This window comes from Urechidicola sp. KH5 (assembly GCF_054661455.1).
Map to the genome: position 1 here is coordinate 65,088 of NZ_BAAFSW010000004.1, position 23,072 is coordinate 88,159.

Below are 23,072 nucleotides of genomic sequence, written 5' to 3' on the forward strand. Positions count from 1 at the left end.
TGGACATTGAGGCTTCTGGCTTTATTTTAGATTGCTTAAAAGTTGGCAATCGCGTTGTTTAATGTTGCACTCGGGCACATTGCGTTTGATGCTTTATCATCATTTGGCAGGTAATATCCGCTTAACTCAACTGCAGCACCTTGAACATCAATTAATTCATTGGCAATAACAGTTTCGTTTGCTTTTAGATTTTCTGCTAATGGAACAAAAGCAGCTTTTAATTCTGCATCATCATTTTGAGCAGCTAATGCTTCTGCCCAATACAATGCTAAATAAAAATGACTTCCTCTGTTATCAATCTCATTCACTTTTCTAGAAGGCGATTTTTGATTGTCTAATAATAAAATAGTAGCTTCATCTAAGGCGGTTGCAAGTACTTTTGCTTTACTGTTGTTTGTTGTGTCGGCTACATGCTCTAAAGAAACAGCTAATGCCAAGAACTCTCCTAGAGAATCCCAACGTAAGTGATTTTCTTCAACAAATTGCTGCACGTGCTTTGGAGCAGATCCACCAGCACCAGTTTCAAATAAGCCACCACCATTCATTAAAGGTACAATAGATAGCATTTTAGCACTTGTTCCTACTTCTAAAATTGGGAATAAATCTGTGTTATAATCACGCAATACATTACCAGTTACAGAAATAGTATCTAAACCTTCTTTAATTCTTTCAAGAGAAAATTCAGTAGCTTCAATAGGAGCCATAATTCTGATGTCTAATCCTGTTGTATCGTGGTTTGTTAAATAAATATTTACCTTTTTAATTAATTCTGTATCATGAGCTCTTTCTTCATTTAACCAGAAAATAGCAGGAGTTCCTGTTGCTCTCGCTCTATTTACAGCAAGCTTCACCCAATCTTGAATTGGTAAATCTTTTGTTTGACAAGCTCTCCAAATATCGCCAGCTTCAACAGTGTGTTCTAATAATGTTACTCCATTCGCATCTACAACACTCACCAAACCATCAGTAGCGATTTCAAAAGTTTTATCATGAGATCCATACTCTTCTGCTTTTTGAGCCATTAAACCAACATTTGATACAGAACCCATAGTTGTAGGGTCAAATGCTCCGTGCTTTTTACAGAAATCAATCGTAGCTTGGTAAATGCCAGCGTATGAACTATCTGGTATCACCGCTTTGGTGTCTTGAGACTTACCGTCTGCGTTCCACATTTGTCCAGAATTACGAATCATTGCAGGCATAGAGGCATCAATAATAACGTCACTTGGTACATGCAAGTTAGTAATGCCTTTATCTGAATTTACCATTGCCAAGTCAGGGCCATTATCAATTGCAGACTGAATAGCAGCTTTAATTTCAGCTTCTTTATCAGCAGGTAATGCACTTAAGGCACTTAATAGGTTCCCTAATCCGTTGTTAGGGTTTATCCCTAATTCTTCAAAAGTATTACCGTATTGTGAAAATACATCTTTAAAGAAAACTTTTAATACATGACCAAAGATGATTGGGTCTGAAACCTTCATCATAGTGGCTTTCATATGTAATGAAAATAAAATTCCATTTGCCTTGGCGTCAGCAATTTCTTTTTCAATAAATGCTACCAATGCATTTTTACGCATTACGGTAGCATCAATAATTTCGCCATCTAATAAAGCCACTTCAGGTTTTAAAACCGTTTTTGTGCCATCTGTAGCAGTGTGTATAATTTGAACTGTTGTTGCATTTTCAACAGTTGTAGATTTTTCGTTAGATGCAAAGTCGTTTTCACCCATTGTTGCAACATGCGACTGAGAATCTGAACTCCAAGAACCCATGCTGTGTGGATTTTTCTTTGCGTATTCTTTTACTGGTTTTGGCGCTCTACGGTCTGAATTACCTTCACGTAACACAGGGTTTACAGCACTTCCTAAAACTTTAGCATAACGCACTTTAATTTCTTTATCAGTATCAGAATCTCCATCAGGGTAAGATGGTACGTTAAATCCTTTAGCTTGTAATTCTGCAATAGCCGCTTTTAACTGCGGTAAAGAAGCACTAATATTTGGCAACTTAATAATATTAGCTTCAGATTTTTTAGCCAAAGAACCTAAAATAGCCAAGGCATCTTCGTGCTGTTGTTCTACAGTTAAATTATCTGGAAAGTTGGCTAGGATTCTAGCAGCTAATGAAATATTTTTTGTTTCAATAGCAATATTTGCTTTGTTTGTAAACGCTTTAACAATTGGTAACCATGAGTGTGTAGCTAATGCTGGAGCCTCATCTGTAATTGTATAGTTTATCGTAGTTCTATTGCTTGTCATTGTCTAATAATTTTAAGGCGAGCAAAGTTAGTAAAACAATGGCAATTTTTTGATGGGATTTTGCTATTAATTCGCTGATTTTTTGATGATATGAGAAACCGATACATCAAAAAATGAAAAGCTGTTAAAAAAACAAAAGCCATACTAAAAGATTTCTCTTTTAACATGGCTTTTTACTGAAATTCTACCTTAGCAATGTGATTACTTATAATAATACACCCTTTAAAAGACTTTAGGTACGTTCGCTTTTAAGTTTTGATATCTAAATTAAAGCAGTGATTGCTAATACTTCTGTTGCCAGTTGAATTATCCACTTTCTTTAACAACCTTACCCATTCTTAAAAACTACTTCGGAGTACACTGCAGTGCTTTTAAAGTAGCTTTGGTTTCCTTTCAATTTCTTTAACGCAAAATTTCAGCCTTTGGCAACTTCTCAAAAGACGTTACTCGCTTTATTTTCGTTAAAACCTTTTTCAGTTTCCAAAGTCTTCATTGGTATGCTAAATACTATGCCGACTTACGTTTTTGTTAAACCTTCAAAAGGGATGTTCAAGAACATTTAAGAATAACTTCGAATACTATTCAATGTTATTTATACTACAAATATGTATGACAATTTTGAAATTTCAAAAAAAATAAATAGCTAGTTCTCAACAAAGTATACACTGCGGTTTTCAACAATTGTTAATAACGAAAAAACCCAATTTGAAAACAAATCGGGTTTTTAATGTGGTTTGGTTTTTGACTTAGCGTCTAACCTCTTTAATTCTTGCTTTTTTACCAGTAAGACCTCTAAAGTAGAAAATACGTGCTCTTCTAACTTTACCTCTTTTGTTTACTTCAATTTTTTGAATTGCTGGTAAATTGATAGGGAAAATACGCTCAACGCCAATAGTGCCAGACATTTTACGGATAGTAAATGTTTCTGAAGTACCTGATCCTTTACGTTGAATTACAACACCTTTAAAAAACTGTGTACGTTTTTTGTCTCCCTCTTTAATTTCGTAATACACTGTAATAGTGTCTCCCGCTGAAAATTCAGGAAATTCGTTTTTTGTTACAAACTCGTTTTGTACGAATTTTACTAAATCTGCCATTGTTCTATATTTAAAATGGTTTAAGAAAACCAACATTCACGATTCTCGTCAGAGGTTGATTTTGCGAGTGCAAATTTAGGTATTTTGTTTTGTTATGCAAAAAGAAGTAATACTTTTTTTATTACTGAATTTAAGTGTGTTGGAGTTCGTTTTTATGGATTAAGGTAAAAACATAAAGCCTAACAATTAGTGTATTCTTCAATGTCTAATCTAACAAGTCTGGTCTAATATTTTTTGTACGTTCCAATGCTTGTTCAGCTCGCCATGCATCAATTTTAGGAAAATTACCTGATAATAGAATATCGGGAACTTTGTTGCCTTTGTAATCTGCAGGACGTGTATATACTGGAGGGGATAATAATCCGTCTTGAAAAGAATCGGTAAGGGCAGAGGTTTCATCGCCAATAACTCCGGGAATTAAACGTATAATTGCATCACTTAAAACCGCTGCTGGTAATTCTCCGCCACTTAATACAAAATCTCCTATAGAAATTTCTTTGGTCACAAAAGTATCTCGAACGCGCTGGTCTACTCCTTTGTAATGTCCTGTAAGAATTAAGATGTTTTGTTTTAACGACAAGGTATTAGCTGTTGCTTGATTCAATACAGGGGCATCTGGTGTCATATAAATAACTTCGTCATAAGTACGTTCAGACTGCAGCTTTGATATGCATTTATCTATAGGTTCTAGCATTAATACCATTCCTGCACCACCTCCAAATTGATAATCGTCTATTTTACCATATTTATTTATGGCATAATCACGTAAATCATGAATATAAATCTCAACCAACCCTTTATCGATGGCTCTTTTTACAATAGAATGTTGAAACGGACTCTCTAACAACCCTGGAGCCGCAGAAATAATGTCTATACGCATGCGACAAAGATACGCTGATTTTTAAAGGGGGCAAAGTTTAAGAGTGTGCTTATATATGATATGAGTTGTTTTAATTGATTCTATCCAACAATAATAAAGAAATTATGAATTTAATTAGAACAACTGCAATTTTAAATAGGTATCACATATTATTCACAATACCTATAATTTTTAAGAATCAGTTCTTCTTTAAATTTTGTTTCAGTTGGAAGAAACTCTGTTAAATAGTTTTCTATATAAATAATGTTTCTTTCTTCAGGGTAAACGGGTATTTTGTTAATTTTATAAAACCAATCATAGAGGTAAAATATGGTATTACCATTTTGGTCAATCCTATAATTTTCTTGAATTTCTTGTGGTAAATAGTTTTTAACTTTGTCTGATACATTAAAATAAAACTGATTCACATCATAGGTGTACATTTTAAACGCTAAAAAATCATCCCATAATTCTGCTTTATTCAACAAAGGGCCAAAAACCATAGTTATAACTAAGAGCAATAAAACCAATGTGTTATTTGATTTTTCCTTGATTTCTTGAATCTTATGATCTTTATAAAAGAGAAACAACAAGATAAAACAGTTAATGATATTCCAAGGTATGATGTTATAACTCTTAAATTTAAAAAAGACTAAAAATAAGATTATTATATGCATTGTAAATAATCCTTTGAAAGCATATTTTTTAGTTTTATTAAAAGCTAATCCAATTGCAAATATAGTTTCTATGAGAGGAATACCAATGGCGATAATTATTTTAAGGATTTTTGGAGCTCCGAATAAGTAAATATTTGTAAAATAGTCATAGAAACAGGAGTTAAATTTATGAAGGCCTCCCCAGAAATATATACCAATAAACAGTACTTTGTAAAAGTGAATAGGAGCGTTTAAAACAAACAAGAAAAGGGTGAGCATAACTTGGTAATGATAAATTACTAGCCTATTCTGATCATTCAAAACCAACAGTATATACATCAATATTATGATACCTACCCATATTTTTTTGGGTTTAATAATTGCAATCACATGAAGCATGCCGTAGGCAATAATAAAAGGTAGTTCTAAAGTAACAGGCAACAGCCATTGCTCGTCAATCAATGGAAAGATTGGTAACGATTTGGTATTTATCCAGAGTTGACTACTGGTAAACAACATGATAAGGTTTAAAAATAAACTTAGTCTTACAATGGTGTTTTGTAGTTGAATGGAGAGCTGCACGTTGTAATTATTTAAATGTTCTAAGTTTAAATTTTAAATGTTTCTTAATTATAGGCCACTCACTTTTAATAATTGAAAACACTACAGTATCTCTTAGTGAACCATCAGCATCCACTCTGTGGTTTCTTAATACACCATCCTGTTTGGCGCCAAGTCTAGTAATGGCATTTCTTGAAGCTTCATTAAAATAATGCGTTCTAAACTCAACAGCATTGCAGTTTAATATTTCAAATGCATGAGTAAGTAGAGCTAATTTACATTGCGTGTTTATACTGGTGCGTTGGTAACTTTTGGCATACCAAGTATAGCCAATTTCTAAGCGTAAATTTTTAGGTTCTACATTGCAATATCTGGTTGATCCAATAACGCTCCCTGAATTGTTGTCAATTACGGCAAAAGGCAACATCGTATGATTAATTAAAGCATTTTCTAGATATCGGTCTACAGTTTCTTTTGAGGGTACAGAGGTGTACCAAAGGTTCCATAATTCTCCATCAGAAGCTGCTGCTAGCAATCCTTCTTTATGCGAAAAATCTAAAGGCACTAGTTTTATACTAGTGCCTTTTAAAATAACTGGTTGGAGCCATGTATTCATGAAAAATTATTCCTTGTGAACATGCACATCCATTTGAGGAAATGGTATGCTCAATCCTTCTTTGTCAAAAGTCTTGTATACTTTTTCATTCATTTCAAAAAATACGCCCCAATAATCTTCAGATTTTACCCAAGCCCTTACTGCAAAATTCACAGAGCTATCTGCCAATGCTGAGAGACCAATAAATAACTCAGGATCTTTTAAAATTCGATTATCTTCTTCACAGAGTTTAGAAATAACGCTTCTTGCCTTATCAGCATCGTCGCCATATGCAACTCCAAATGTCCAATCTACCCTTCTGGTAGACTCAGCAGAATAATTTACCATTGCAGAAGTAGATAAACCTCCATTCGGAATGATTATGGTTTTGTTATCTGGTGTTTTTAAAATAGTATTAAAGATTTGTATTTCATGAACACTACCCTGATGACCTTGAGCATCTATGTAGTCTCCAGGTTTAAATGGTTTGAAAATTAAAATCATTACGCCACCAGCAAAATTTTGTAATGTACCTGAAAGTGCCATACCCACAGCCAAACCAGCAGCACCAAGAATAGCAATAAAAGAGGTCATTTCTATGCCAAGCATACCCAGTACACTAATTGCAAGCATAACTTTTAAAAGCATTCCGACAATGCCTTTCAAAAATGGTTTCAAAGAATCATCAGTATTTCCTTTATCTAGGACTTTCATGAATTGTCTCATAATAAATTTGATAACCCAGTTACCAATTATTACGACTAAAATTGCCCCGATAAGTTTAGGAGCGTAGGTCATTGCCAGTTCATTCGCACTATCTAACCATTTGTTGATTTCCATAGTATTAGGTTTTAGAAATTATTTCTAACAAAAATACTTAATTTATAAAATAAACTCAACTTAAAGATAAAATGATTTCATTTACAGAGCTTTAAAAGCAATTTGTTTAATTGAATGGTATAGTGCAATATGAATTTTTGACTGGGTATTGCACTAGCTATTGTATAATCTAATTTTCTTATATGACTTTATTAACACTTCATGCCTTTTATTTAGTGAAAAACATTAATAAAAAGATCGCATATTTCTGCTCTTCCCTCTCTAGCGAAATCTATTTACAGAGCAATTGGAAATAGATTGATAACTTTTATAATTGTACTTTATTTGTTTACGAATACTTTCTGATTATTCGCGTTTGTACAATATTAAATTGGTATTTTATTTGAATAATAAATAAGGATATTCGCATTTTTAACCTACCAAATATTTCTTCAACTGTATTCGCTTTTATCAAGTCTTTTAAATTATCTTAATAGTAATATTATGTAAATGCTTTAATTTATTTTATTTAGATTTTCTTTATCCCTTGCAATCGATATTTTATTCTAGCCATAGGGAGTTGTGGATTTTGACAAATACTTTTACTATTCCGTTTGATGCTCCTTTTATTAATGCTATATTTTTCATAATTTCTTAAGAAAAGTAAGTAATCACTAAATTGTAATTGTAAATTTTTTATTGCTTGTATTTTAGTATTTGGTATTTTTCAAATGTTTCTTTAAGATTGTGAGTTCCTTTCAATATTTCAGAAGATATTCCTTCCATGATATACATCATTTCTTGTGCCTCCATGGCTGGTTTTTTATGATCTAAACTGTGTAAAGCCCATGTTAATTTGTCTAATAATGGTTGCATTTTTTCACCACTATATTCTTCAATTTCCCATTCTAATTTGAACTGTAGTCTCCAAAAATTATACTCATATTGGCTAATGGAGAGGGGTAATTTTATCACTTTTCTCAAAACTTCTTTCGGTTCTGTTTCCATCAAAATGGGACCAAACAATTTACCTGTACGCTCCTTTGCGTCATCCATAATTGCATCAAGTAAACCTTGTTTGTTTTTGAAATGACGGAAAATTAATCCTTCGCTCACGCCAGCGGTCTTAGCTATTTTGCTGGTTGATGTAACATTGATTCCATTGTTTCCAAATAATTCAAGTGCAGTATTTAATATTTATTCTTTCTTTGTTGTCATTCAATAAAAAGTGAGTAATCGCTCACAAAATTAAATGAGATTTGAAACTAACAAGTGTAAAGGTTATTTTTTTGCTTTAAGCATTCTATCGTTGCCTAAAAGATCTTTTCGAAGTTCTACGTAAGAATACCCTTTACTCATAAGTAGGTTTTTTGTTTCACTTCCCAAATATTGGTTTATTTCAAAATACAACGTTCCGTTTTCTGATAGGTGCTTTAACGCTAAATCTGCTATGCGTTCATAAAACAATAGGGGGTTTGTGTCTTTTACAAATAAGGCTAAATGTGGTTCGTAATCAAGAACATTATTTTTAATTTCTTCTTTTTCTAATTCTCTAACATACGGTGGGTTACTAATAATAACATTGTATGTGCTATCCAAGTTATTGGTTAGAATATCCTTTAGTTCAAATTTTATGGAAACGTTATTTAATAAGGCATTTTCCTTTGCTACCTTTAATGCTGATTCAGAAATATCTATAGCTTTAATATTTCCATTTGGTATGTTTTTAGCAAGAGATATGGGAATACATCCGCTACCAGTACCAATATCTAAAATAGTGGGAGCTAGTAAGGGGTCTGTTTCTAAATCTCGTAGTATCCATGCTACCAATTCTTCTGTTTCTTGTCTTGGTATTAGCGTATGTTGGTTTACTTTGAAAGGTAATCCAAAAAACTCTGTCTTACCGAATATATATTGAATGGGGATTTCATTTTGTAAATCTTTGAGAACTGTCTCAAAAGTTTCTATTATTTCTGTTGAGATGTCATCATGTTGATGCAATGCAAAATGTATACGATCTTTATTTAAGATATTTTTTAAAGAAATATAGAATAATCCATCAATTTCGCTTTTGGGGTAAAGGCGTTCAAGTACATTATAGTAGCGCTGTTTTAAATTAAAAAGTGTCATTACAGGTCTTTAATCATCCACATATTGCAACTGTAATGCCCTGTATTTCCCATGGGTTTATCTAATGATGTAAATCCAGTTTTCTTATATAATTTTCGAGCATTTTTCATGTATGGAAGGGTCTCTAAATAGCATCGGTCATATCCAAATTCTTTTGCCTTTTTTAAGCATGTTTCCATCATTTTTGCTCCAAGACCTTTGCCTCTTGACGCTTTAGAAAAATACATTTTTTGAAGCTCGCATATATTTTCATCACTGTCTTTCAAATGCATTATACCTGCACCGCCCAGAATCTTATTATTATCTAAAACTAAGAAATACGTTGCTTTAGAAATATCATATGTTTCATACATGCAATCCAACGCAGCATCTTCATATGCCGTACCTACTTTTGGAACTCCAAACTCAATTAAAACTTCTTTAATAACTTTGGCAATCTCTTGATTGTCTTTCGGTTCTATCTCGCGAATTATGTAGTTGTTATTCGTCAATTTATGCCCTATTTTTGTTTTGTGAAGATACACGAAAAATATATATCTCGTTGCTTAGAATTGGCTAAAAATGGATTGGGTACAACAAGGCCAAATCCAATGGTGGGATGTGTAATTGTGGTTGACGATAAAATAGTTGGTGAAGGCTTTACAAGTCCTTATGGTGGGCCGCATGCTGAGGTGAATGCGATTGATTCAGTTTCTAATAAGGAACTACTAACAAAGGCTATTTTATATGTGAGTTTGGAGCCGTGTAGTCATTTCGGGAAAACTCCACCATGTTCTGATTATATTATAAAACACCAAATACCTAAAGTTGTAATTGGGGTTATAGATGATAATTCTTTAGTTAGTGGTAAGGGTATTGAACGATTAAAGGATAATGGGGTAGAGGTGATTACTGGAATTCTTGAAAAAGAATGTGAGGCCATAAACAAACGGTTTTTTACTTTTCATAATAAGAAACGACCTTATATCGTATTAAAATGGGCGCAAACTAATGACGGGTTTATTGACCGATTGAGAAAAGAGGGTGAGCCTATTGAGCCTACGTGGATATCAAATAGATATTCTCAACAATTAGTACATCAATGGAGAAGTGAAGAGCAGTCAATAATGGTTGGTACCAATACTGTATTAAAGGATAATCCAAGATTAAACGTTAGATCTTGGCAAGGGGAGAACCCTGTAAGAATTGTATTAGACAATTCGCTTAGAATTCCGAAGAATGCTCATGTTTTTGATGGCACTATTAAAACAATTGTATTTACAAGTTCTCGTATTGGTTTTCCTATTGAAAATTCGAATGTTGAGGTAGCTGTTATTGATTATTCTAAAGAGGTGGCAGAACAAGTTTGTACGTATTTATATGAGAAAGATATTCAATCGATTCTTATCGAAGGAGGTGCTAAAACCATTCAGAGTTTTATTAATGCTAATTTATGGGATGAGGCACGTGTATTTATTGGAATTTCAAGATTTTTAAAGGGTGTACCCGCTCCGCGAATACAGAATCATTCTTTTAGTGCAGAGAATGTAGGGTCTGATGTGTTAGTTTATTACAGCAATAACAACTAAATTTCTTTTTCGAAAATGGCGATTTTTTGTGTACCATCAGATTTTTTATATCCTCTAAACATTCCAGTTGAGTTAAAATCCCAAAACACTTCGCCATTACTGTCTATCAAAATCATTCCTCCTTCGCCACCTAGCGGTCCGATTTGATTAAAAAGCACTTCATTTAAGGCTTCGCTAGGAGTATATTCTTTATATTTAATAAGGTTAGAAACTTCGTGAGCTGCCACAGTCCTAATAAAAAATTCTCCAGTTCCTGTTGCAGATATTCCGGCAGTTTGATTATTTGCATAGGTTCCTGCACCTACAATTGGCACATCTCCGATGCGTCCATATTTTTTATTCGTCATACCACCTGTTGAAGTACCTGCGGCTATATTACCGTTTTTATCAATGGCAACAGCGCCAACAGTTCCGTATTTATGGTCATCAATTAAGTTGTGATGTTTTAAATAGGTAGTATGGTCAAGTTTGGTTGTTTCTACACCTTGAATTTTTAAAAGTTGATTTAACCTTTTCTCCGTATAGAAATAGCTGCTATCCACCATCTCAATTCCATATTTTTTTGCTAATATCACAGCGCCTTCGCCAGATAGCATTACGTGTTTAGAGCTGTCCATAACAACTCTGGCTGCTAAAATTGGGTTTTTAATATGGTTTACACCTGCTATTGTGCCTGCGTTTAAGGTTGCTCCATCCATAATTGCCGCATCCATTTCTTGCTTTGCGTCACTGTTGTAAACGGCTCCTTTGCCTGCATTAAATAAAGGTGAGTCTTCCATAATAATTATAGCTGCCTGAATTGCTTCTATAGAAGCGCCTCCTTTATCAAGAATTTGGTATCCAGTATCCAAGGCTTCTTCTAGTTTTATCTCATAGGCTTTAACTTGTTCTTCTGTAAAATATTCACGTTTTATGCCGCCCGCGCCTCCATGAATTACAATTGCAAATTTATTCTTGCTTTCAGTTTCAATATTTGAATTGGGGTTTGAGCATGTTATTATTAAGGTTAAGCTTATTATAGAAATGATAAATTTTCTCATGGTTGTTGTTTATGTGAATCAAAGATATTCAATTTAAATTTTTTGAATGTATATCTTTGACAACCTAAAAAAAACAAGTAATCGATTCTAAAGACACATACAATACAATAGAGATTGCAACAAAAGGTGACGTTTTTAAAGATAGGGGAAGTCGTTTTTTTGGATATTTATTTCCTGTGACGATGGAAGAACAGGTAAAAGAAAAATTAGCCGAATTAAAAGCAGAGCACCATAAGGCGAGGCATTGGTGTTTTGCTTATAGAATTGGAAAAGAACAAATATCCTTTAGAGCAAATGATGATGGAGAACCAAGCAATAGTGCAGGTCAGCCTATATTAGGGCAGTTGGTTGCTTATGATGTAACCAATGTTTTGGCGGTAGTTGTTCGTTATTTTGGAGGGACAAAATTGGGAGTAGGTGGTTTGATACAAGCCTACAAAGAAGGTACTAAACTAGCGTTGGAAAAGGCGCAGATAGTTGAGAGAACTATTGACATTACTCTTAACTTGCAATTTGAATATGCCGACCTTAATAAGTTAATGCGCATAATTAAGGGGGCCGATGTAATAATAGAGAAGCAGAAAATGGAAATGAATTGCGAATTTGAAATAGCAGTAAGAAAAAATGAAGTTACTTCAGTCTTAAGAAAAATAGAAGATCTGCGCTGTGTGACTATAAAAAAAGTAGATTGAGCTTTTTTAAAAGATAATCTGGACATCTTGTTGGTTTATTTTTTTTCATGTCAATAAACACTAAACTCGTATATGCAGTTGTTAATAATTCGTTATGTTCATTAAATAACTCATAATCGAATTCTATTTTTACTCCTGGTAATTTTTTTAGGGTTGTTTTAAGAGTCAATAATTCATCGTATTTCGCCGGTTTTATATAGTTAGTTTCTAACTTTAAAACAGGTAGCATAATACCGCTGGTTTCCATGTCTTTATATGAAACACCTAGATGTCTTAACCACTCCACTCTTCCCATTTCAAAAAATTGTGCGTAATTACCATAATAAACAAACCCCATTTGGTCGGTTTCTCCATATCTGACGCGGATTTTAAGCTGATGCGAACGCATGTAGGGATTGAGTTTTAATTGCCTTATTATACGCATAAAAAAGTTACCAAACAATAGCTATTTTATTTTTTTATACTAAATTTTATTCACACTTTTGTATCACTTAAAACTACCGGATTTACGCCCCCAAAAATTTTAAGTCAACCAACATAATCCGCAAACTAAAACGTAACTATTAAGAATGACGAAAACTGCTTCTTCAGTTTGGAATAAATGTCTGTCTTTTATTAAAGACAATATTAAGCCTCAAGCGTACAAAACTTGGTTTGAGCCAATTAAGCCGATTAAAATTTCTGGAGATTCATTAACCATTCAAGTTCCGAGTAAGTTTTTTTATGAATGGCTAGAAGAGCATTATATAAAATTATTGCGTGTTGCATTAATGAGAGAGCTAGGAGACGATGCAAAGTTGATTTATGATGTGCGTATGGAGAATACCTACAGTAGTACAACACCTCATACAGTAAAATTTCCAAGTTCAAATAGAAATCCTATAAATGCGCAAGGAGTAACAGTGCCGTTAGAGATTAATAAACGTCAATTGAAAAACCCTTTTGTTATTCCAGGTATTCAAAAAGTAAAAATTGAATCTCAACTAAATCCAAACTATAATTTTGATAGCTTTGTTGAAGGTGACTCAAATAGATTGGCGCGATCTGCTGGTATGGCTGTAGCTAATAAACCTGGTGGAACATCATTTAATCCGTTAATGATTTATGGTGGTGTTGGTTTAGGTAAAACACATTTGGCTCATGCTATAGGTGTTGAGATTAAAGATAAATACCCAGAGAAAACTGTATTGTATATCTCTTCTGAGCGATTTATGCAGCAGTTTATAGATTCGTTTAAATCAAATACTAGAAACGACTTTATTCACTTCTATCAAATGATAGATGTATTGATTGTTGATGATGTTCAGTTTTTCTCAGGTAAAACAGGAACTCAAGATGTGTTCTTCCATATATTTAACCATTTACATCAAAATGGAAAACAGGTTATTTTGACATCTGATAAAGCACCTGTGGATATGCAAGATTTTGAACAGCGTTTGTTATCAAGATTTAAGTGGGGCCTTTCTGCAGAATTGCAATCTCCTGATTATGAAACTAGAATTTCTATACTTCAGAACAAATTGTATAGAGACGGTGTGGATATGCCAGAAGAAATTGTAGATTATATAGCAAAAAATATTAAATCGAATGTTCGAGAATTGGAGGGTGTTTTAGTATCTATGATTGCTCAGGCATCGTTTAATAGAAAAGAATTTACTTTAGCATTGGCGAAGCAAATTGTAGATAAGTTTGTTAAGAATACCAAACGAGAAGTTTCTATTAACCAAATACAAAAAGTAGTATCGAGTTACTTTGATTTGGATGTGGCTACATTGCAGTCTAAAACTAGAAAGCGTCATATTGTTCAGGCGCGTCAATTAGCTATGTACTTTGCAAAAAGAATGACTAAAGCTTCCTTAGCAAGTATTGGGTCGCAAATTGGTAAGCGTGATCATGCTACTGTATTGCATGCTTGTAAAACTGTTGACAATCTTACCGAAACGGACAAACAGTTTAGAAAGTATGTTGAAGACTTGACTAAGAAGTTGACATACTAAAACAGAATATTTATGGCAAAGGTGTTGATGGTGTGTTTGGGGAATATTTGTCGCTCTCCTTTGGCAGAGGGAATTTTAAAGTCAAAAGGATTTGCATACGGCATCGAAGTGGATTCAGCAGGAACTGCTGGTTACCATGTAGGTAACCCACCTGATAAGCGTTCGATTGCTGTGGCAGAAAAGTATGGAGTAAATATTTCTCAGCAACAATGCCGGAAATTTACAGAAAATGATTTTGATGCATTTGACTTTATTTATGTGATGGATAATTCTAATTACTCCGATGTGGTGGCATTAGCTCGAAGCGAGGCAGATAAATTAAAGGTGTCGCTTATATTGAATCAAGTTTTTCCTGGTGAAAATTTAGATGTTCCCGATCCTTATTATGGGGGGCAACATGGTTTTGAGACGGTATATAAAATGCTTGATCAGGCATGTGATGTGATTGTTAAAAAACTATCTTAATGAAAGGTAAACTCTATTTGATTCCAACTACTTTAGGAGATAATGAACCTTTAGAAGTACTGCCGTTATCGGTAAAAAAAATGATTGAGGAATTGGATTATTTTATTGTTGAAAATCAGAAAACAGCACGTAGATTTATTAAAAGAATTACGCCAAAAAAATCACAACCTTCATTAGTACTTAAATCAATAGACAAATATGCAGATCAATTAGAAATTCAAACATATTTGGATGTTTGTGATGATGGAGTTTCAGTAGGATTATTATCAGAGGCAGGAGTTCCTGCGATTGCAGATCCTGGGGCTGAGGTAGTAAAACTCGCTCATAAAAAGAATATTAAAGTTGTGCCGCTAGTAGGGCCTTCATCTATATTGTTAGCTATGATGGCTTCTGGATTGAATGGACAGCAATTCGCATTTCACGGTTATCTACCAATAGATATAAAGGAAAGAAAAAAGGCAATAAAATATCTTGAGCGCATTTCTTTTGAGAATAATCAAGCTCAAATATTTATCGAGACGCCTTACAGGAACGATAAAATGATTTCTGATCTGGTATCGACTTTACAACCCACCACTAATATTTGTATAGCTTCTGATATAACATTGGAAACAGAATTTATTAAAACTAAAACAGCTACAGCTTGGAAAAAAGAGCAGCTAAGTTTACATAAGCGTCCTACTATATTTATAATTCAGAAAGAGGGGTAAGCATAAGACTTTTTCACAATCTTAAATTAAGTGTTTTCTAGAACATAAAAAAATAGATTAAATTACTGGATGCTGATTTGCTTCTATATCAGAAACATCATATCCAGCGAATAAAATCATGTAATTTTGAATTGAAGTTCCAAAGGCATCACTTACATCGTTTGCACCGCCGCTACGTAAATATTTTTTAACGTTACCTGCACCACTAAGGTGAGCTGCAGCCAAGATGCCTGATTCTGTTATTAGAATTCCGTTAATCTTAGATCCAACACTACGCTTAATATCTTTTCTTAAAATGTACTTATTAAGTGAGCATAGTGCCTCAAAGGCTTGTTCTTGTTGTTCAGGATCGCGCAAGAAATTTTCTACATTTCTCACTTTTAATCGTCTTAAAGTAGATTTTCCAAATTGGTATTTACCTAGGTATCCATATTTGTTAACAATATGATACCTATTTCGAGATTCTTTAAATCCTAAAGCTTGTCTAAACCCGATAAATGATTTTCCTGTAAATGGAGGTTCAATATAGTGAACTGCCTCTTCTTCAGTTGGAACAGTTGCTTCAACAATTTGCAAGTAACAATTTTCTTCAGAAATTAGTTCAAAATCAAAATCGGCCTCTTTAAATTTAACCGAGATTAAAAAGATAACCACTAACCCCAATAATATAGTTTCTTTTTTCATTGTTTTTTGTTTGGTTTTATAACCACAACTACTTCGGGGTGCAAAAGTACGACATCTTTTTAATTATGCAAGCGTACAATTAAATAGTTGAATACGAAAACGTTTTATGTTTTGCTATGGTCTATTATTTAATGTTTGAAAAAAAATTACTAAACCAATAATATTCTAAATCAAAAGTAGGTATTTACAAAATACGCTAACTTCAATAATAAATATATGGAAATATAAAGTTTATAAAAGGAGGGTTTTTTATTGCAAATGGTTAAAACAGCACGAGATAAGTAAAGTTAACGGTTAACCCCTTGTTTGTTCAGCCAACGCTGGTATTTAGCTGCATTTTTGTTGTGCTGAGCCAAAGTACGTGCAAAGACATGTTTACCAAAATTATCTATATCTGCACACATGTAAAAATAATTGTGGTTTTCTGGTTTTAATACTGCCTCAATCGCACTAATATCCGGCATTGCTATTGGTCCCGGTGGTATGCCAACATATTTGTAGGTATTGTATTTTGAATTTATTTCTAAATCTTTTAACAGTACTCTTTTTATTTCAATATCTTGACCTTTTTTCTCTTTTAAGGCAAAAATTATTGTGGGATCTGCTTGTAGGGGCCATTTGTTTTTATACCTGTTTAAATATAAACCAGCAACACGAGGTCTTTCAGAAATAGTTGAAGTTTCTTTATGAACAATAGAAGCTAAAGTTGAAACTTGAATTGGAGACAAATTTTGTTTTTTGGCTAATTCAAGTCTATTACCATTCCAATATTTTCTGTATTCAGATAACATTTTATTTCTGAATTGTTCTGCATTCGTATTCCAATAAAGTTGATAGCTGTTAGGCAAATACATTGCAAGGGCAGTGGCCTCTGAAAATCCATTCTCTTTTAAAAAAGCTTCATCCTTTATTGCTGCTAATAAAGAAATGGAATCTGCTTCTATCTGTTGTGAGATTCTGCCAGCAAGTGTTTCAATTCTATGCTGATTGTTGAAAGCAATTTTAATTGGAGATTGATTTCCACTTCTTAAAAGATCCACAAGGTCATTTGTATTCATGCCTTGTGTTAAATCGTATTTACCGCCTTTCACAAGATTGGGGTATTTTTTTTTCTGAGCAACCCAATCAAAGGCTGATTCCTTTTTAATGTGTGGTTTAATTAAGAGCTTAACATCTTCAAAAGTTGCATTACTCGGTATATATATGGCAACATTTTCAGTAACAGTACCTCCGAATATTTTTAAATAATAATTAATTCCAATTACTCCTATAATTAGTGTAATTATAGAAACTCCTAAAAGTAGTTTTTTGTTATTCATTTATCTGTTGTAGCATTAATTCATCAACAAAACCATTTTGAGTTAAATTCCATTGTTTTTTGGCGCCTATTATTTCAAATCCCAATGAGTTAAACAATTGAATACTCTTGTTGTTTTTTGAAGAAATATTCACGTATAGTTGATGCAGTTTTAAATTAGTAAAACAATAATCACGAGCCAATCGAACTGCTTCTTTAGCGTAACCATTGCCTTGAAATTCAGCATTGATCAAAATACCTAATCCAGCTCTAAGATGCATTGGATTAAAATCAAAAATATCTATAAATCCAACAGGAGTGTTGTTTTGAAGGCAAATAGTTAATCTTAGTTGTTTTGCTTCATATATGTCTAAATGAGCGTTGTTGATATATTGTTTAAGTAAATGCTTTGAATACGGTGTAATGGTATGACTGATTTCCCAAAAATCTTGATTATTTTCAATCTCAAAAAGAAAATCTAAATCACTTGGTTCAAGCGCTCGTAATATGATATGTTTGCCTTTTAGTGTTTGCATTAATAACTGAATTCACCCTCAAAGACAAACGTGGCGGGCCCTTTTAAAAAGACTTTACTATAGTTACCATTATCATATTTAAAACTTACATTAAGTTCGCCTCCTTCAACTTCTATATCTATTGAGTTAGAAGAAACAATTTTTGCATAATTCAAGGCAATAGCAGATGCAGTAACTCCTGTACCGCAACTCAAAGTTTCATTTTCAACACCACGCTCAAAAGTTCTTACTTTAATTTTCGATTCTGTTAAAAGTTCCACAAAATTTACATTAGAACCTACTTCAAAATATGGGCTACCTTCTCTAATTCTTTTGCCATTGGTTAATACATCATATTGTGCTAAATTTTCTACAATTTCAACATGATGTGGAGATCCGGTATCTAAAAAGAAATGATTTTTATGAGTTTCTACCGTATTTACATCGATCATTTGTAGACTCACAATACCATTATCAATACTAGCAAAATGTACACCATCCACAGCATCAAAAGTGGTTTCAGCGACGATTACCCCCATGTGTTTTGCAAATGCAACCAAACATCTGCCTCCATTGCCACACATAGTACTTTCTGAACCATCAGCATTAAAATACACCATTTTAAAATCGGCAGAATCAGAATTGTCTAATAAAATTAATCCGTCAGCGCCTACACCAAAACGTCTATCACACATTGCAGCAACAAGGGATTTATTCTCCTTAGGAAATTTTTCATTTCTGTTATCAATCATCACAAAATCGTTACCTGTACCTTGGTATTTATAAAACTGAATATTCATACTTGCAAAGTTACAATTAAATACAATTAGGTTGAATGTTAAAGTTCCGTTAATCGGTTTTTTGAGTAGCAATAAAGTAATAGTTTTGAATGTTAAGTAATTAAAATCTAAAGTTTGAGTATGAAAAAAATAATGACTATGGTTATGGTTTCTGCGCTTGGAGGAGTTTTTACTTTAGGTGCGTATAAACTATTGCTTGAAAATAGCCAGGAGAATGTTCAAAAGCAATCGACTATCCCACAACAGATATTTCCTAAGAATTATACCACTTCATTGGGAATAACAGAGGTTGGAGAATTTACTTCAGCGGCCGATAAAGCATTGGGTGCAGTAGTACACGTAAAAAACAAATCTGTGTATACAGCCTATAATCCTATTGAGGAGTTATTCTATGGTAAAAGCCAAGGTAGAGAGCGCGTACAGATAGGGATGGGTAGCGGTGTGATAATATCTCCAGACGGATATATTATAACAAACAATCATGTGATTGATGGTGCTACTGAAATTGAAATCACATTAAATAATAAGAAAGCATATCAAGCCGAATTGATTGGTACAGACCCATCGAATGATATTGCATTGGTAAAGGTTGATGCCAATGATTTGCCTCATATTCCTTTTGCAGATTCAGATAATATAAAAGTTGGCGAATGGGTTTTGGCAGTTGGTAATCCATACAATCTTACGGCAACTGTTACAGCTGGAATTATTAGTGCGAAAGGAAGAGATTTACTTGGCAACGACCAAACAGAATCTTATATACAAACCGACGCTGTGGTAAATTCAGGCAACAGCGGTGGGGCTTTAGTAAACACTAGAGGAGAATTAGTTGGTATTAACACAATGATAACTTCTACAACAGGTTCTTACATTGGATATTCTTTTGCGGTTCCTTCAAATATCGCAAAGAAAGTTATTGAAGATATAATGGAATTTGGTAATGTTCAAAAGGCATTTATTGGAATTAATTACAGAGAGTTGAATGGGCAAAATCATACCGATTTTGGAGTTGAAAATACTGAAGGAGTTATTATAACAAATGTAATTGATGGTGGTGGTGCTGCTATGGCAGGAATTCGAGTTGATGATATAATTGTAAAAGCAAATAATGTCACCATTTCTACCTTCGCAGATTTAAGTGGTTTTTTAAAATCTAAAAGACCGAACGATGAAGTAAGGTTTACTGTATTAAGAAATGGTAATGAAATGGTTGTTCCAGTTACTTTAACCGAAAATAAAAGTACAATCAGTAGTAGTTTAGGACTAAACCTAAAAAACCTTTCGAAAACTGAGGCGCAAAGATTTGATGTGAAAAGAGGAGTTAAAATTATGTCTATTTTAAATGAAGACTTATCTGATTTGGGATTACAAGAAGGGCAAGTTATCAAACGAATCAATGGGTATGACATCTCTTCTACGGATGATGCGGAAGAGGCGCTTAGAACCGCAATTAGACAGCAACGTGTAGTTTTGGAGGTATTGGATGAAGATGGTGTGGTTGAACGTTATATTTTTAGATAAATGATTGTTTTTTAAAATATGAATCCGGTGTTTATCGCCGGATTTTTTATTTCTTTTTATTATTTACGAAAACGTTTTCGATTTTTATATATTTGCCATTAAATTAACTCTTTTATAAAAAAATGGCTGTAACTAATTATGAGCAAGAACTTGCTTTTCAAACAAGAATTCGCAGATCTACAAATGAATTTATAAAGCTTGTAAGCGATTTATGGTATGATGACACCATAGAATTAGTTTTATTTAGAAATCAACTTATTGATCGAAACGTTGGCGAAATTTTAAACTTGTTAGAATACGCTACTGAATTTGTTGAAAAACCAATTTCAATATTTGATGCAGTAGAGATTGTAAAGACTTTAAAATTGTTGAAACTGCCTCCTGCTAAGATTGATATTGGGAAATTGGTGTATGAATTCCAAAAAGATACTAACAACTACAATATTTACAAGTTTTTAAGTATACAACTAAAAGATGTTGATAAAACAAAGACTTTAAGTCCTAAAGACGTTGTACTATACGGATTTGGTAGAATTGGGAGACTTGTTGCTAGAGAGATTATGGGTATAACTGGTAAAGGGCAACAACTTAGATTGAGAGCAATCGTTACTCGAGGTAAAATAGATAAAACTGTTTTAGAAAAGAGAGCCTCATTACTCCGAAATGATTCTATTCATGGCGATTTTTCAGGTACAGTTCAAGTTGATGTAAAAAATGAAGCTCTGATAATAAATGGTACGACCGTTAAAATTATCTCTGCTAATACTCCTGAGGAGATTGATTATACGGCTTACGGTATTTATGATGCCTTAATTATTGACAATACCGGAGTGTTTAGGGATGATAAAGCTTTAAACCGCCATCTTAAAGCAAATGGTGTTTCGAAAGTTTTATTAACTGCTCCTGGAAAAGGAGTGCCAAATATTGTTTATGGAGTAAACCATTGTGATATAGACCCTGAAAAAACAAATCTTGTTTCGGCAGCTTCTTGTACCACAAACGCAATCACTCCTGTATTAAGCGTAGTTGACCAAGTTTTTGGTATTGAAAATGGGCATATAGAAACTATACATGCCTATACCAATGATCAAAATTTAGTTGATAATATGCATAGTAAGTACCGCAGAGGTAGAGCTGCTGCATTAAATATGGTGATAACAGAAACTGGAGCTGGAGCGGCAGTTGCAAAAGCATTGCCTCAGCTCGAAGGTAAGTTAACTTCTAATGCCATTAGAGTTCCTGTTCCTAATGGGTCTTTAGTTATTTTAAAATTAGAGTTGAAAAAATCAGCAAGCGTAGCCAAAATAAATAATACGATTAAGAAGTTTGCACTTGAAGGCAATCTTGTGGAACAAATTAAATACTCTGTAGACAATGAGTTAGTGTCTTCAGATATTGTTGGAGCACCTGCTCCAGCTATATTTGATAGTAATGCTACTATTAGTGCTCAGAAAGGAAAACACGTTGTGTTGTACGTTTGGTATGATAACGAATACGGGTACAGTCATCAAGTTATTCGTTTGGCCAAACACATTTCAAAAGTAAAGCGATATACTTATTATTAGAATCTATTAAAATTCTTTTAAAAAAACCGAATACACTTATTCGGTTTTTTTTATTTTTAGGGTATATAACTTACATTTAATTTTCTTGCCATGTCACGATCATACTATTTGTTTTTTGCAGTTGTTTTATTTCTTTCTTGTTCAAAAGATAAACAGCCACCACAAATTCCACCCCAAAACATAAATGTTGTTGAGCTTAAACCACAAACAGTTCCAATATTTTATGAATTTGTTGGAGAAATTTTTGGTGAAAAAGATATTCCAATTAGAGCGAGAGTTGAGGGGTATCTCGAGGAAATTCATTTTGAGGAAGGAGGAAGAGTTAAGCGAGGAGATTTACTATACGTAATAGATTCATCACCATTTCAACAAGAGGTTGCTGCTGCGCAAAGTGCAGTTACGGAAGCGGAGACACACCTTGTAAACAAAGAAAACGACTTGCAAAGAATAGAACCTTTAGCAAGATTAGATGCTGTAAGTGGTAGAGATTTAGATAATGCTAGAGCGGCAAGAGATGCTGCACAATCTTCATTAAAAGCAGCAAGAGCAAATTTAAAATTAGCTCAAATTAATTTGGGATATTGTAGAATTCATGCACCCATAGATGGTGTTATTGGTAAAACTTTAGCAAGAGAAGGTGAATTTGTTGGTAGAGATCCAAATCCAGTAATACTTAATACCGTTTCTGATTTATCAGATTTTAGAGTGCAATTTTTTCTTTCAGAGCTAGAGTATCTTCGCGTTTCTAGAGAATATATGAATTCAGATGAGACAAAGAGAATGTCCAGGTCAGAGAGTAATGTTGAAGTGCAATTAATTCTTGCAGATGGTAGTTTATATGAACACAATGGTAAAGTAGATTTTGTAGATAGAAATGTGAATCCTACTACAGGTGCAATATTAATTCAAGCATCATTTCCTAATCCTAGGGATTTTATTAGACCTGGTCAATTTGCACGTATTAAAATAAAAGTTAGAGAAGATAATGATGCGATTATTGTTCCGCAAAGTAGTGTTTCAGAATTGCAAGGTCAGTATTCAGTTTTTGTAGTAGATTCTGAAAATAAAGTCATTTCAAAAACTATAGAGTTAGGAGAGAAATTTGAAAGCTCATATATTGTTAAATCTGGTCTAGAAGCCGGGGAAAAGATAATTATTGAAGGCATTCAAAAAGTTAGAACTGGTATGGTAGTTGTGCCGCAGATAGTTAGTTCAGATCAATCATCTAACAAGCAATAAT

At 33.4% G+C, this 23,072-nt stretch carries 23 protein-coding genes; 8 read left to right on the forward strand and 15 right to left on the reverse strand.

The features are described 5' to 3' along the window. Positions 1–35 precede the first annotated feature (35 nt). The 9 genes from ACYQ5R_RS11300 to ACYQ5R_RS11340 all read right to left on the reverse strand — a co-directional run bounded on the left by ACYQ5R_RS11300 (position 36) and on the right by ACYQ5R_RS11340 (position 9,469). Positions 36–2,261: an NADP-dependent isocitrate dehydrogenase gene (locus tag ACYQ5R_RS11300; RefSeq protein ID WP_460191062.1), complete on the reverse strand. Its 2,226-nt coding sequence runs from the start codon at positions 2,259–2,261 to the stop codon at positions 36–38. 746 nt (positions 2,262–3,007) lie between these two features. Next, the gene (rplS, locus tag ACYQ5R_RS11305) at positions 3,008–3,358 is read right to left on the reverse strand and encodes a 50S ribosomal protein L19 (protein WP_460191063.1); all 351 of its coding nucleotides are present in this window, start codon (positions 3,356–3,358) and stop codon (positions 3,008–3,010) included. A 205-nt stretch (positions 3,359–3,563) separates the two neighbouring features. Further along, on the reverse strand, positions 3,564–4,238 hold the full coding sequence (gene trmD, locus ACYQ5R_RS11310) for a tRNA (guanosine(37)-N1)-methyltransferase TrmD (RefSeq protein WP_460191064.1): 675 nt from the start codon (positions 4,236–4,238) through the stop codon (positions 3,564–3,566). Positions 4,239–4,387: 149 nt separating this feature from the next. Next, the gene (locus ACYQ5R_RS11315; RefSeq protein ID WP_460191065.1) at positions 4,388–5,455 is read right to left on the reverse strand and encodes a hypothetical protein; all 1,068 of its coding nucleotides are present in this window, start codon (positions 5,453–5,455) and stop codon (positions 4,388–4,390) included. A 7-nt stretch (positions 5,456–5,462) separates the two neighbouring features. Then, positions 5,463–6,050: a GNAT family N-acetyltransferase gene (locus tag ACYQ5R_RS11320; RefSeq protein ID WP_460191066.1), complete on the reverse strand. Its 588-nt coding sequence runs from the start codon at positions 6,048–6,050 to the stop codon at positions 5,463–5,465. Between the two features lie 6 nt (positions 6,051–6,056). Beyond that, positions 6,057–6,869 carry a mechanosensitive ion channel family protein gene (locus tag ACYQ5R_RS11325; protein ID WP_460191067.1) on the reverse strand — a complete coding sequence of 271 codons (813 nt, stop codon included), beginning with the start codon at positions 6,867–6,869 and terminating at the stop codon, positions 6,057–6,059. 675 nt (positions 6,870–7,544) lie between these two features. After that, positions 7,545–8,045: a TetR/AcrR family transcriptional regulator gene (locus ACYQ5R_RS11330; protein ID WP_460191317.1), complete on the reverse strand. Its 501-nt coding sequence runs from the start codon at positions 8,043–8,045 to the stop codon at positions 7,545–7,547. Between the two features lie 84 nt (positions 8,046–8,129). Then, positions 8,130–8,978: a peptide chain release factor N(5)-glutamine methyltransferase gene (gene prmC / locus ACYQ5R_RS11335; RefSeq protein WP_460191068.1), complete on the reverse strand. Its 849-nt coding sequence runs from the start codon at positions 8,976–8,978 to the stop codon at positions 8,130–8,132. Next, a complete protein-coding gene (locus ACYQ5R_RS11340) occupies positions 8,978–9,469 on the reverse strand; it encodes a GNAT family N-acetyltransferase (protein WP_460191069.1) in 492 nt (163 codons plus the stop codon). The genes prmC and ACYQ5R_RS11340 overlap by 1 nt, the downstream gene beginning before the upstream one ends. A 21-nt stretch (positions 9,470–9,490) precedes the next feature. On the opposite strand from ACYQ5R_RS11340, the gene ribD reads away from it, so the two are divergent. Further along, positions 9,491–10,546, forward strand: a complete 1,056-nt coding sequence (gene ribD, locus ACYQ5R_RS11345) for a bifunctional diaminohydroxyphosphoribosylaminopyrimidine deaminase/5-amino-6-(5-phosphoribosylamino)uracil reductase RibD (protein WP_460191070.1) — start codon at positions 9,491–9,493, stop codon at positions 10,544–10,546. Here the strand turns inward: ribD and ACYQ5R_RS11350 are convergent. Next, positions 10,543–11,586, reverse strand: coding sequence for an isoaspartyl peptidase/L-asparaginase family protein (locus ACYQ5R_RS11350; protein ID WP_460191071.1), 1,044 nt, complete (start codon positions 11,584–11,586; stop codon positions 10,543–10,545). The genes ribD and ACYQ5R_RS11350 overlap by 4 nt on opposite strands. Positions 11,587–11,666: 80 nt before the next feature. On the opposite strand from ACYQ5R_RS11350, the gene ACYQ5R_RS11355 reads away from it, so the two are divergent. Then, the gene (locus tag ACYQ5R_RS11355) at positions 11,667–12,278 is read left to right on the forward strand and encodes an IMPACT family protein (RefSeq protein ID WP_460191318.1); all 612 of its coding nucleotides are present in this window, start codon (positions 11,667–11,669) and stop codon (positions 12,276–12,278) included. Here ACYQ5R_RS11355 and ACYQ5R_RS11360 read toward each other — a convergent pair. Further along, entirely contained in the window at positions 12,259–12,666 is a 408-nt protein-coding gene (locus ACYQ5R_RS11360) for an acyl-CoA thioesterase (protein ID WP_460191072.1), read from the reverse strand. The genes ACYQ5R_RS11355 and ACYQ5R_RS11360 overlap by 20 nt on opposite strands. A 181-nt stretch (positions 12,667–12,847) precedes the next feature. Between ACYQ5R_RS11360 and dnaA the strand changes: the two genes are divergently transcribed. From dnaA to ACYQ5R_RS11375, 3 genes are read left to right on the forward strand one after another with little or no spacing between them, the layout of a single operon-like run. Next, complete coding sequence (gene dnaA, locus ACYQ5R_RS11365) at positions 12,848–14,275, forward strand: chromosomal replication initiator protein DnaA (RefSeq protein ID WP_460191073.1); 1,428 nt, start codon at positions 12,848–12,850, stop codon at positions 14,273–14,275. Between the two features lie 12 nt (positions 14,276–14,287). Then, a complete protein-coding gene (locus ACYQ5R_RS11370; RefSeq protein WP_460191074.1) occupies positions 14,288–14,740 on the forward strand; it encodes a low molecular weight protein-tyrosine-phosphatase in 453 nt (150 codons plus the stop codon). Further along, a complete protein-coding gene (locus tag ACYQ5R_RS11375; RefSeq protein ID WP_460191075.1) occupies positions 14,740–15,450 on the forward strand; it encodes an SAM-dependent methyltransferase in 711 nt (236 codons plus the stop codon). The genes ACYQ5R_RS11370 and ACYQ5R_RS11375 overlap by 1 nt, the downstream gene beginning before the upstream one ends. Before the next feature lie 57 nt (positions 15,451–15,507). Here the strand turns inward: ACYQ5R_RS11375 and ACYQ5R_RS11380 are convergent, their stop codons facing one another. The 4 genes from ACYQ5R_RS11380 to dapF form a co-directional block, all read right to left on the reverse strand. Continuing rightward, positions 15,508–16,134 (reverse strand): peptidoglycan-binding protein LysM, encoded by a 627-nt coding sequence (locus ACYQ5R_RS11380; protein WP_460191076.1) that lies wholly within the window; start codon positions 16,132–16,134, stop codon positions 15,508–15,510. A 287-nt stretch (positions 16,135–16,421) separates the two neighbouring features. Beyond that, a complete protein-coding gene (mltG, locus tag ACYQ5R_RS11385) occupies positions 16,422–17,453 on the reverse strand; it encodes an endolytic transglycosylase MltG (RefSeq protein WP_460191077.1) in 1,032 nt (343 codons plus the stop codon). Further along, positions 17,446–17,967 carry a GNAT family N-acetyltransferase gene (locus tag ACYQ5R_RS11390; RefSeq protein ID WP_460191078.1) on the reverse strand — a complete coding sequence of 174 codons (522 nt, stop codon included), beginning with the start codon at positions 17,965–17,967 and terminating at the stop codon, positions 17,446–17,448. Before ACYQ5R_RS11390 ends, mltG begins: the two co-directional genes overlap by 8 nt. Further along, positions 17,967–18,746, reverse strand: coding sequence for a diaminopimelate epimerase (dapF, locus tag ACYQ5R_RS11395; RefSeq protein ID WP_460191079.1), 780 nt, complete (start codon positions 18,744–18,746; stop codon positions 17,967–17,969). The genes ACYQ5R_RS11390 and dapF overlap by 1 nt, the downstream gene beginning before the upstream one ends. 120 nt (positions 18,747–18,866) lie before the next feature. Here dapF and ACYQ5R_RS11400 point away from each other — a divergent pair, with 120 nt between their 5' ends. The 3 genes from ACYQ5R_RS11400 (at position 18,867) to ACYQ5R_RS11410 (ending at position 23,071) form a co-directional block, all read left to right on the forward strand. Continuing rightward, positions 18,867–20,267 carry a trypsin-like peptidase domain-containing protein gene (locus tag ACYQ5R_RS11400; RefSeq protein ID WP_460191080.1) on the forward strand — a complete coding sequence of 467 codons (1,401 nt, stop codon included), beginning with the start codon at positions 18,867–18,869 and terminating at the stop codon, positions 20,265–20,267. A 122-nt stretch (positions 20,268–20,389) separates the two neighbouring features. Continuing rightward, the gene (locus ACYQ5R_RS11405) at positions 20,390–21,832 is read left to right on the forward strand and encodes a glyceraldehyde-3-phosphate dehydrogenase (protein ID WP_460191081.1); all 1,443 of its coding nucleotides are present in this window, start codon (positions 20,390–20,392) and stop codon (positions 21,830–21,832) included. A 90-nt stretch (positions 21,833–21,922) separates the two neighbouring features. Next, on the forward strand, positions 21,923–23,071 hold the full coding sequence (locus ACYQ5R_RS11410; protein WP_460191082.1) for an efflux RND transporter periplasmic adaptor subunit: 1,149 nt from the start codon (positions 21,923–21,925) through the stop codon (positions 23,069–23,071). The last annotated feature ends 1 nt before the right edge of the window (position 23,072 follow it).

What these genes read in the sequence shown, in the direction of transcription:
- ACYQ5R_RS11390 (WP_460191078.1), bottom strand. Translation starts at nt 17,967, where the DNA reads ATGCAAACACTAAAAGGCAAACATATCATATTACGAGCGCTTGAACCA.
- dnaA (WP_460191073.1), top strand. Translation starts at nt 12,848, where the DNA reads ATGACGAAAACTGCTTCTTCAGTTTGGAATAAATGTCTGTCTTTTATT.
- ACYQ5R_RS11300 (WP_460191062.1), bottom strand. Translation starts at nt 2,261, where the DNA reads ATGACAAGCAATAGAACTACGATAAACTATACAATTACAGATGAGGCT.
- ACYQ5R_RS11375 (WP_460191075.1), top strand. Translation starts at nt 14,740, where the DNA reads ATGAAAGGTAAACTCTATTTGATTCCAACTACTTTAGGAGATAATGAA.
- ACYQ5R_RS11405 (WP_460191081.1), top strand. Translation starts at nt 20,390, where the DNA reads ATGGCTGTAACTAATTATGAGCAAGAACTTGCTTTTCAAACAAGAATT.
- ACYQ5R_RS11325 (WP_460191067.1), bottom strand. Translation starts at nt 6,869, where the DNA reads ATGGAAATCAACAAATGGTTAGATAGTGCGAATGAACTGGCAATGACC.
- trmD (WP_460191064.1), bottom strand. Translation starts at nt 4,238, where the DNA reads ATGCGTATAGACATTATTTCTGCGGCTCCAGGGTTGTTAGAGAGTCCG.
- ACYQ5R_RS11350 (WP_460191071.1), bottom strand. Translation starts at nt 11,586, where the DNA reads ATGAGAAAATTTATCATTTCTATAATAAGCTTAACCTTAATAATAACA.
- mltG (WP_460191077.1), bottom strand. Translation starts at nt 17,453, where the DNA reads ATGAATAACAAAAAACTACTTTTAGGAGTTTCTATAATTACACTAATT.
- ACYQ5R_RS11410 (WP_460191082.1), top strand. Translation starts at nt 21,923, where the DNA reads ATGTCACGATCATACTATTTGTTTTTTGCAGTTGTTTTATTTCTTTCT.
- ACYQ5R_RS11400 (WP_460191080.1), top strand. Translation starts at nt 18,867, where the DNA reads ATGAAAAAAATAATGACTATGGTTATGGTTTCTGCGCTTGGAGGAGTT.
- dapF (WP_460191079.1), bottom strand. Translation starts at nt 18,746, where the DNA reads ATGAATATTCAGTTTTATAAATACCAAGGTACAGGTAACGATTTTGTG.
- ACYQ5R_RS11370 (WP_460191074.1), top strand. Translation starts at nt 14,288, where the DNA reads ATGGCAAAGGTGTTGATGGTGTGTTTGGGGAATATTTGTCGCTCTCCT.
- ACYQ5R_RS11320 (WP_460191066.1), bottom strand. Translation starts at nt 6,050, where the DNA reads ATGAATACATGGCTCCAACCAGTTATTTTAAAAGGCACTAGTATAAAA.
- ACYQ5R_RS11380 (WP_460191076.1), bottom strand. Translation starts at nt 16,134, where the DNA reads ATGAAAAAAGAAACTATATTATTGGGGTTAGTGGTTATCTTTTTAATC.
- ACYQ5R_RS11360 (WP_460191072.1), bottom strand. Translation starts at nt 12,666, where the DNA reads ATGCGTTCGCATCAGCTTAAAATCCGCGTCAGATATGGAGAAACCGAC.
- rplS (WP_460191063.1), bottom strand. Translation starts at nt 3,358, where the DNA reads ATGGCAGATTTAGTAAAATTCGTACAAAACGAGTTTGTAACAAAAAAC.
- prmC (WP_460191068.1), bottom strand. Translation starts at nt 8,978, where the DNA reads ATGACACTTTTTAATTTAAAACAGCGCTACTATAATGTACTTGAACGC.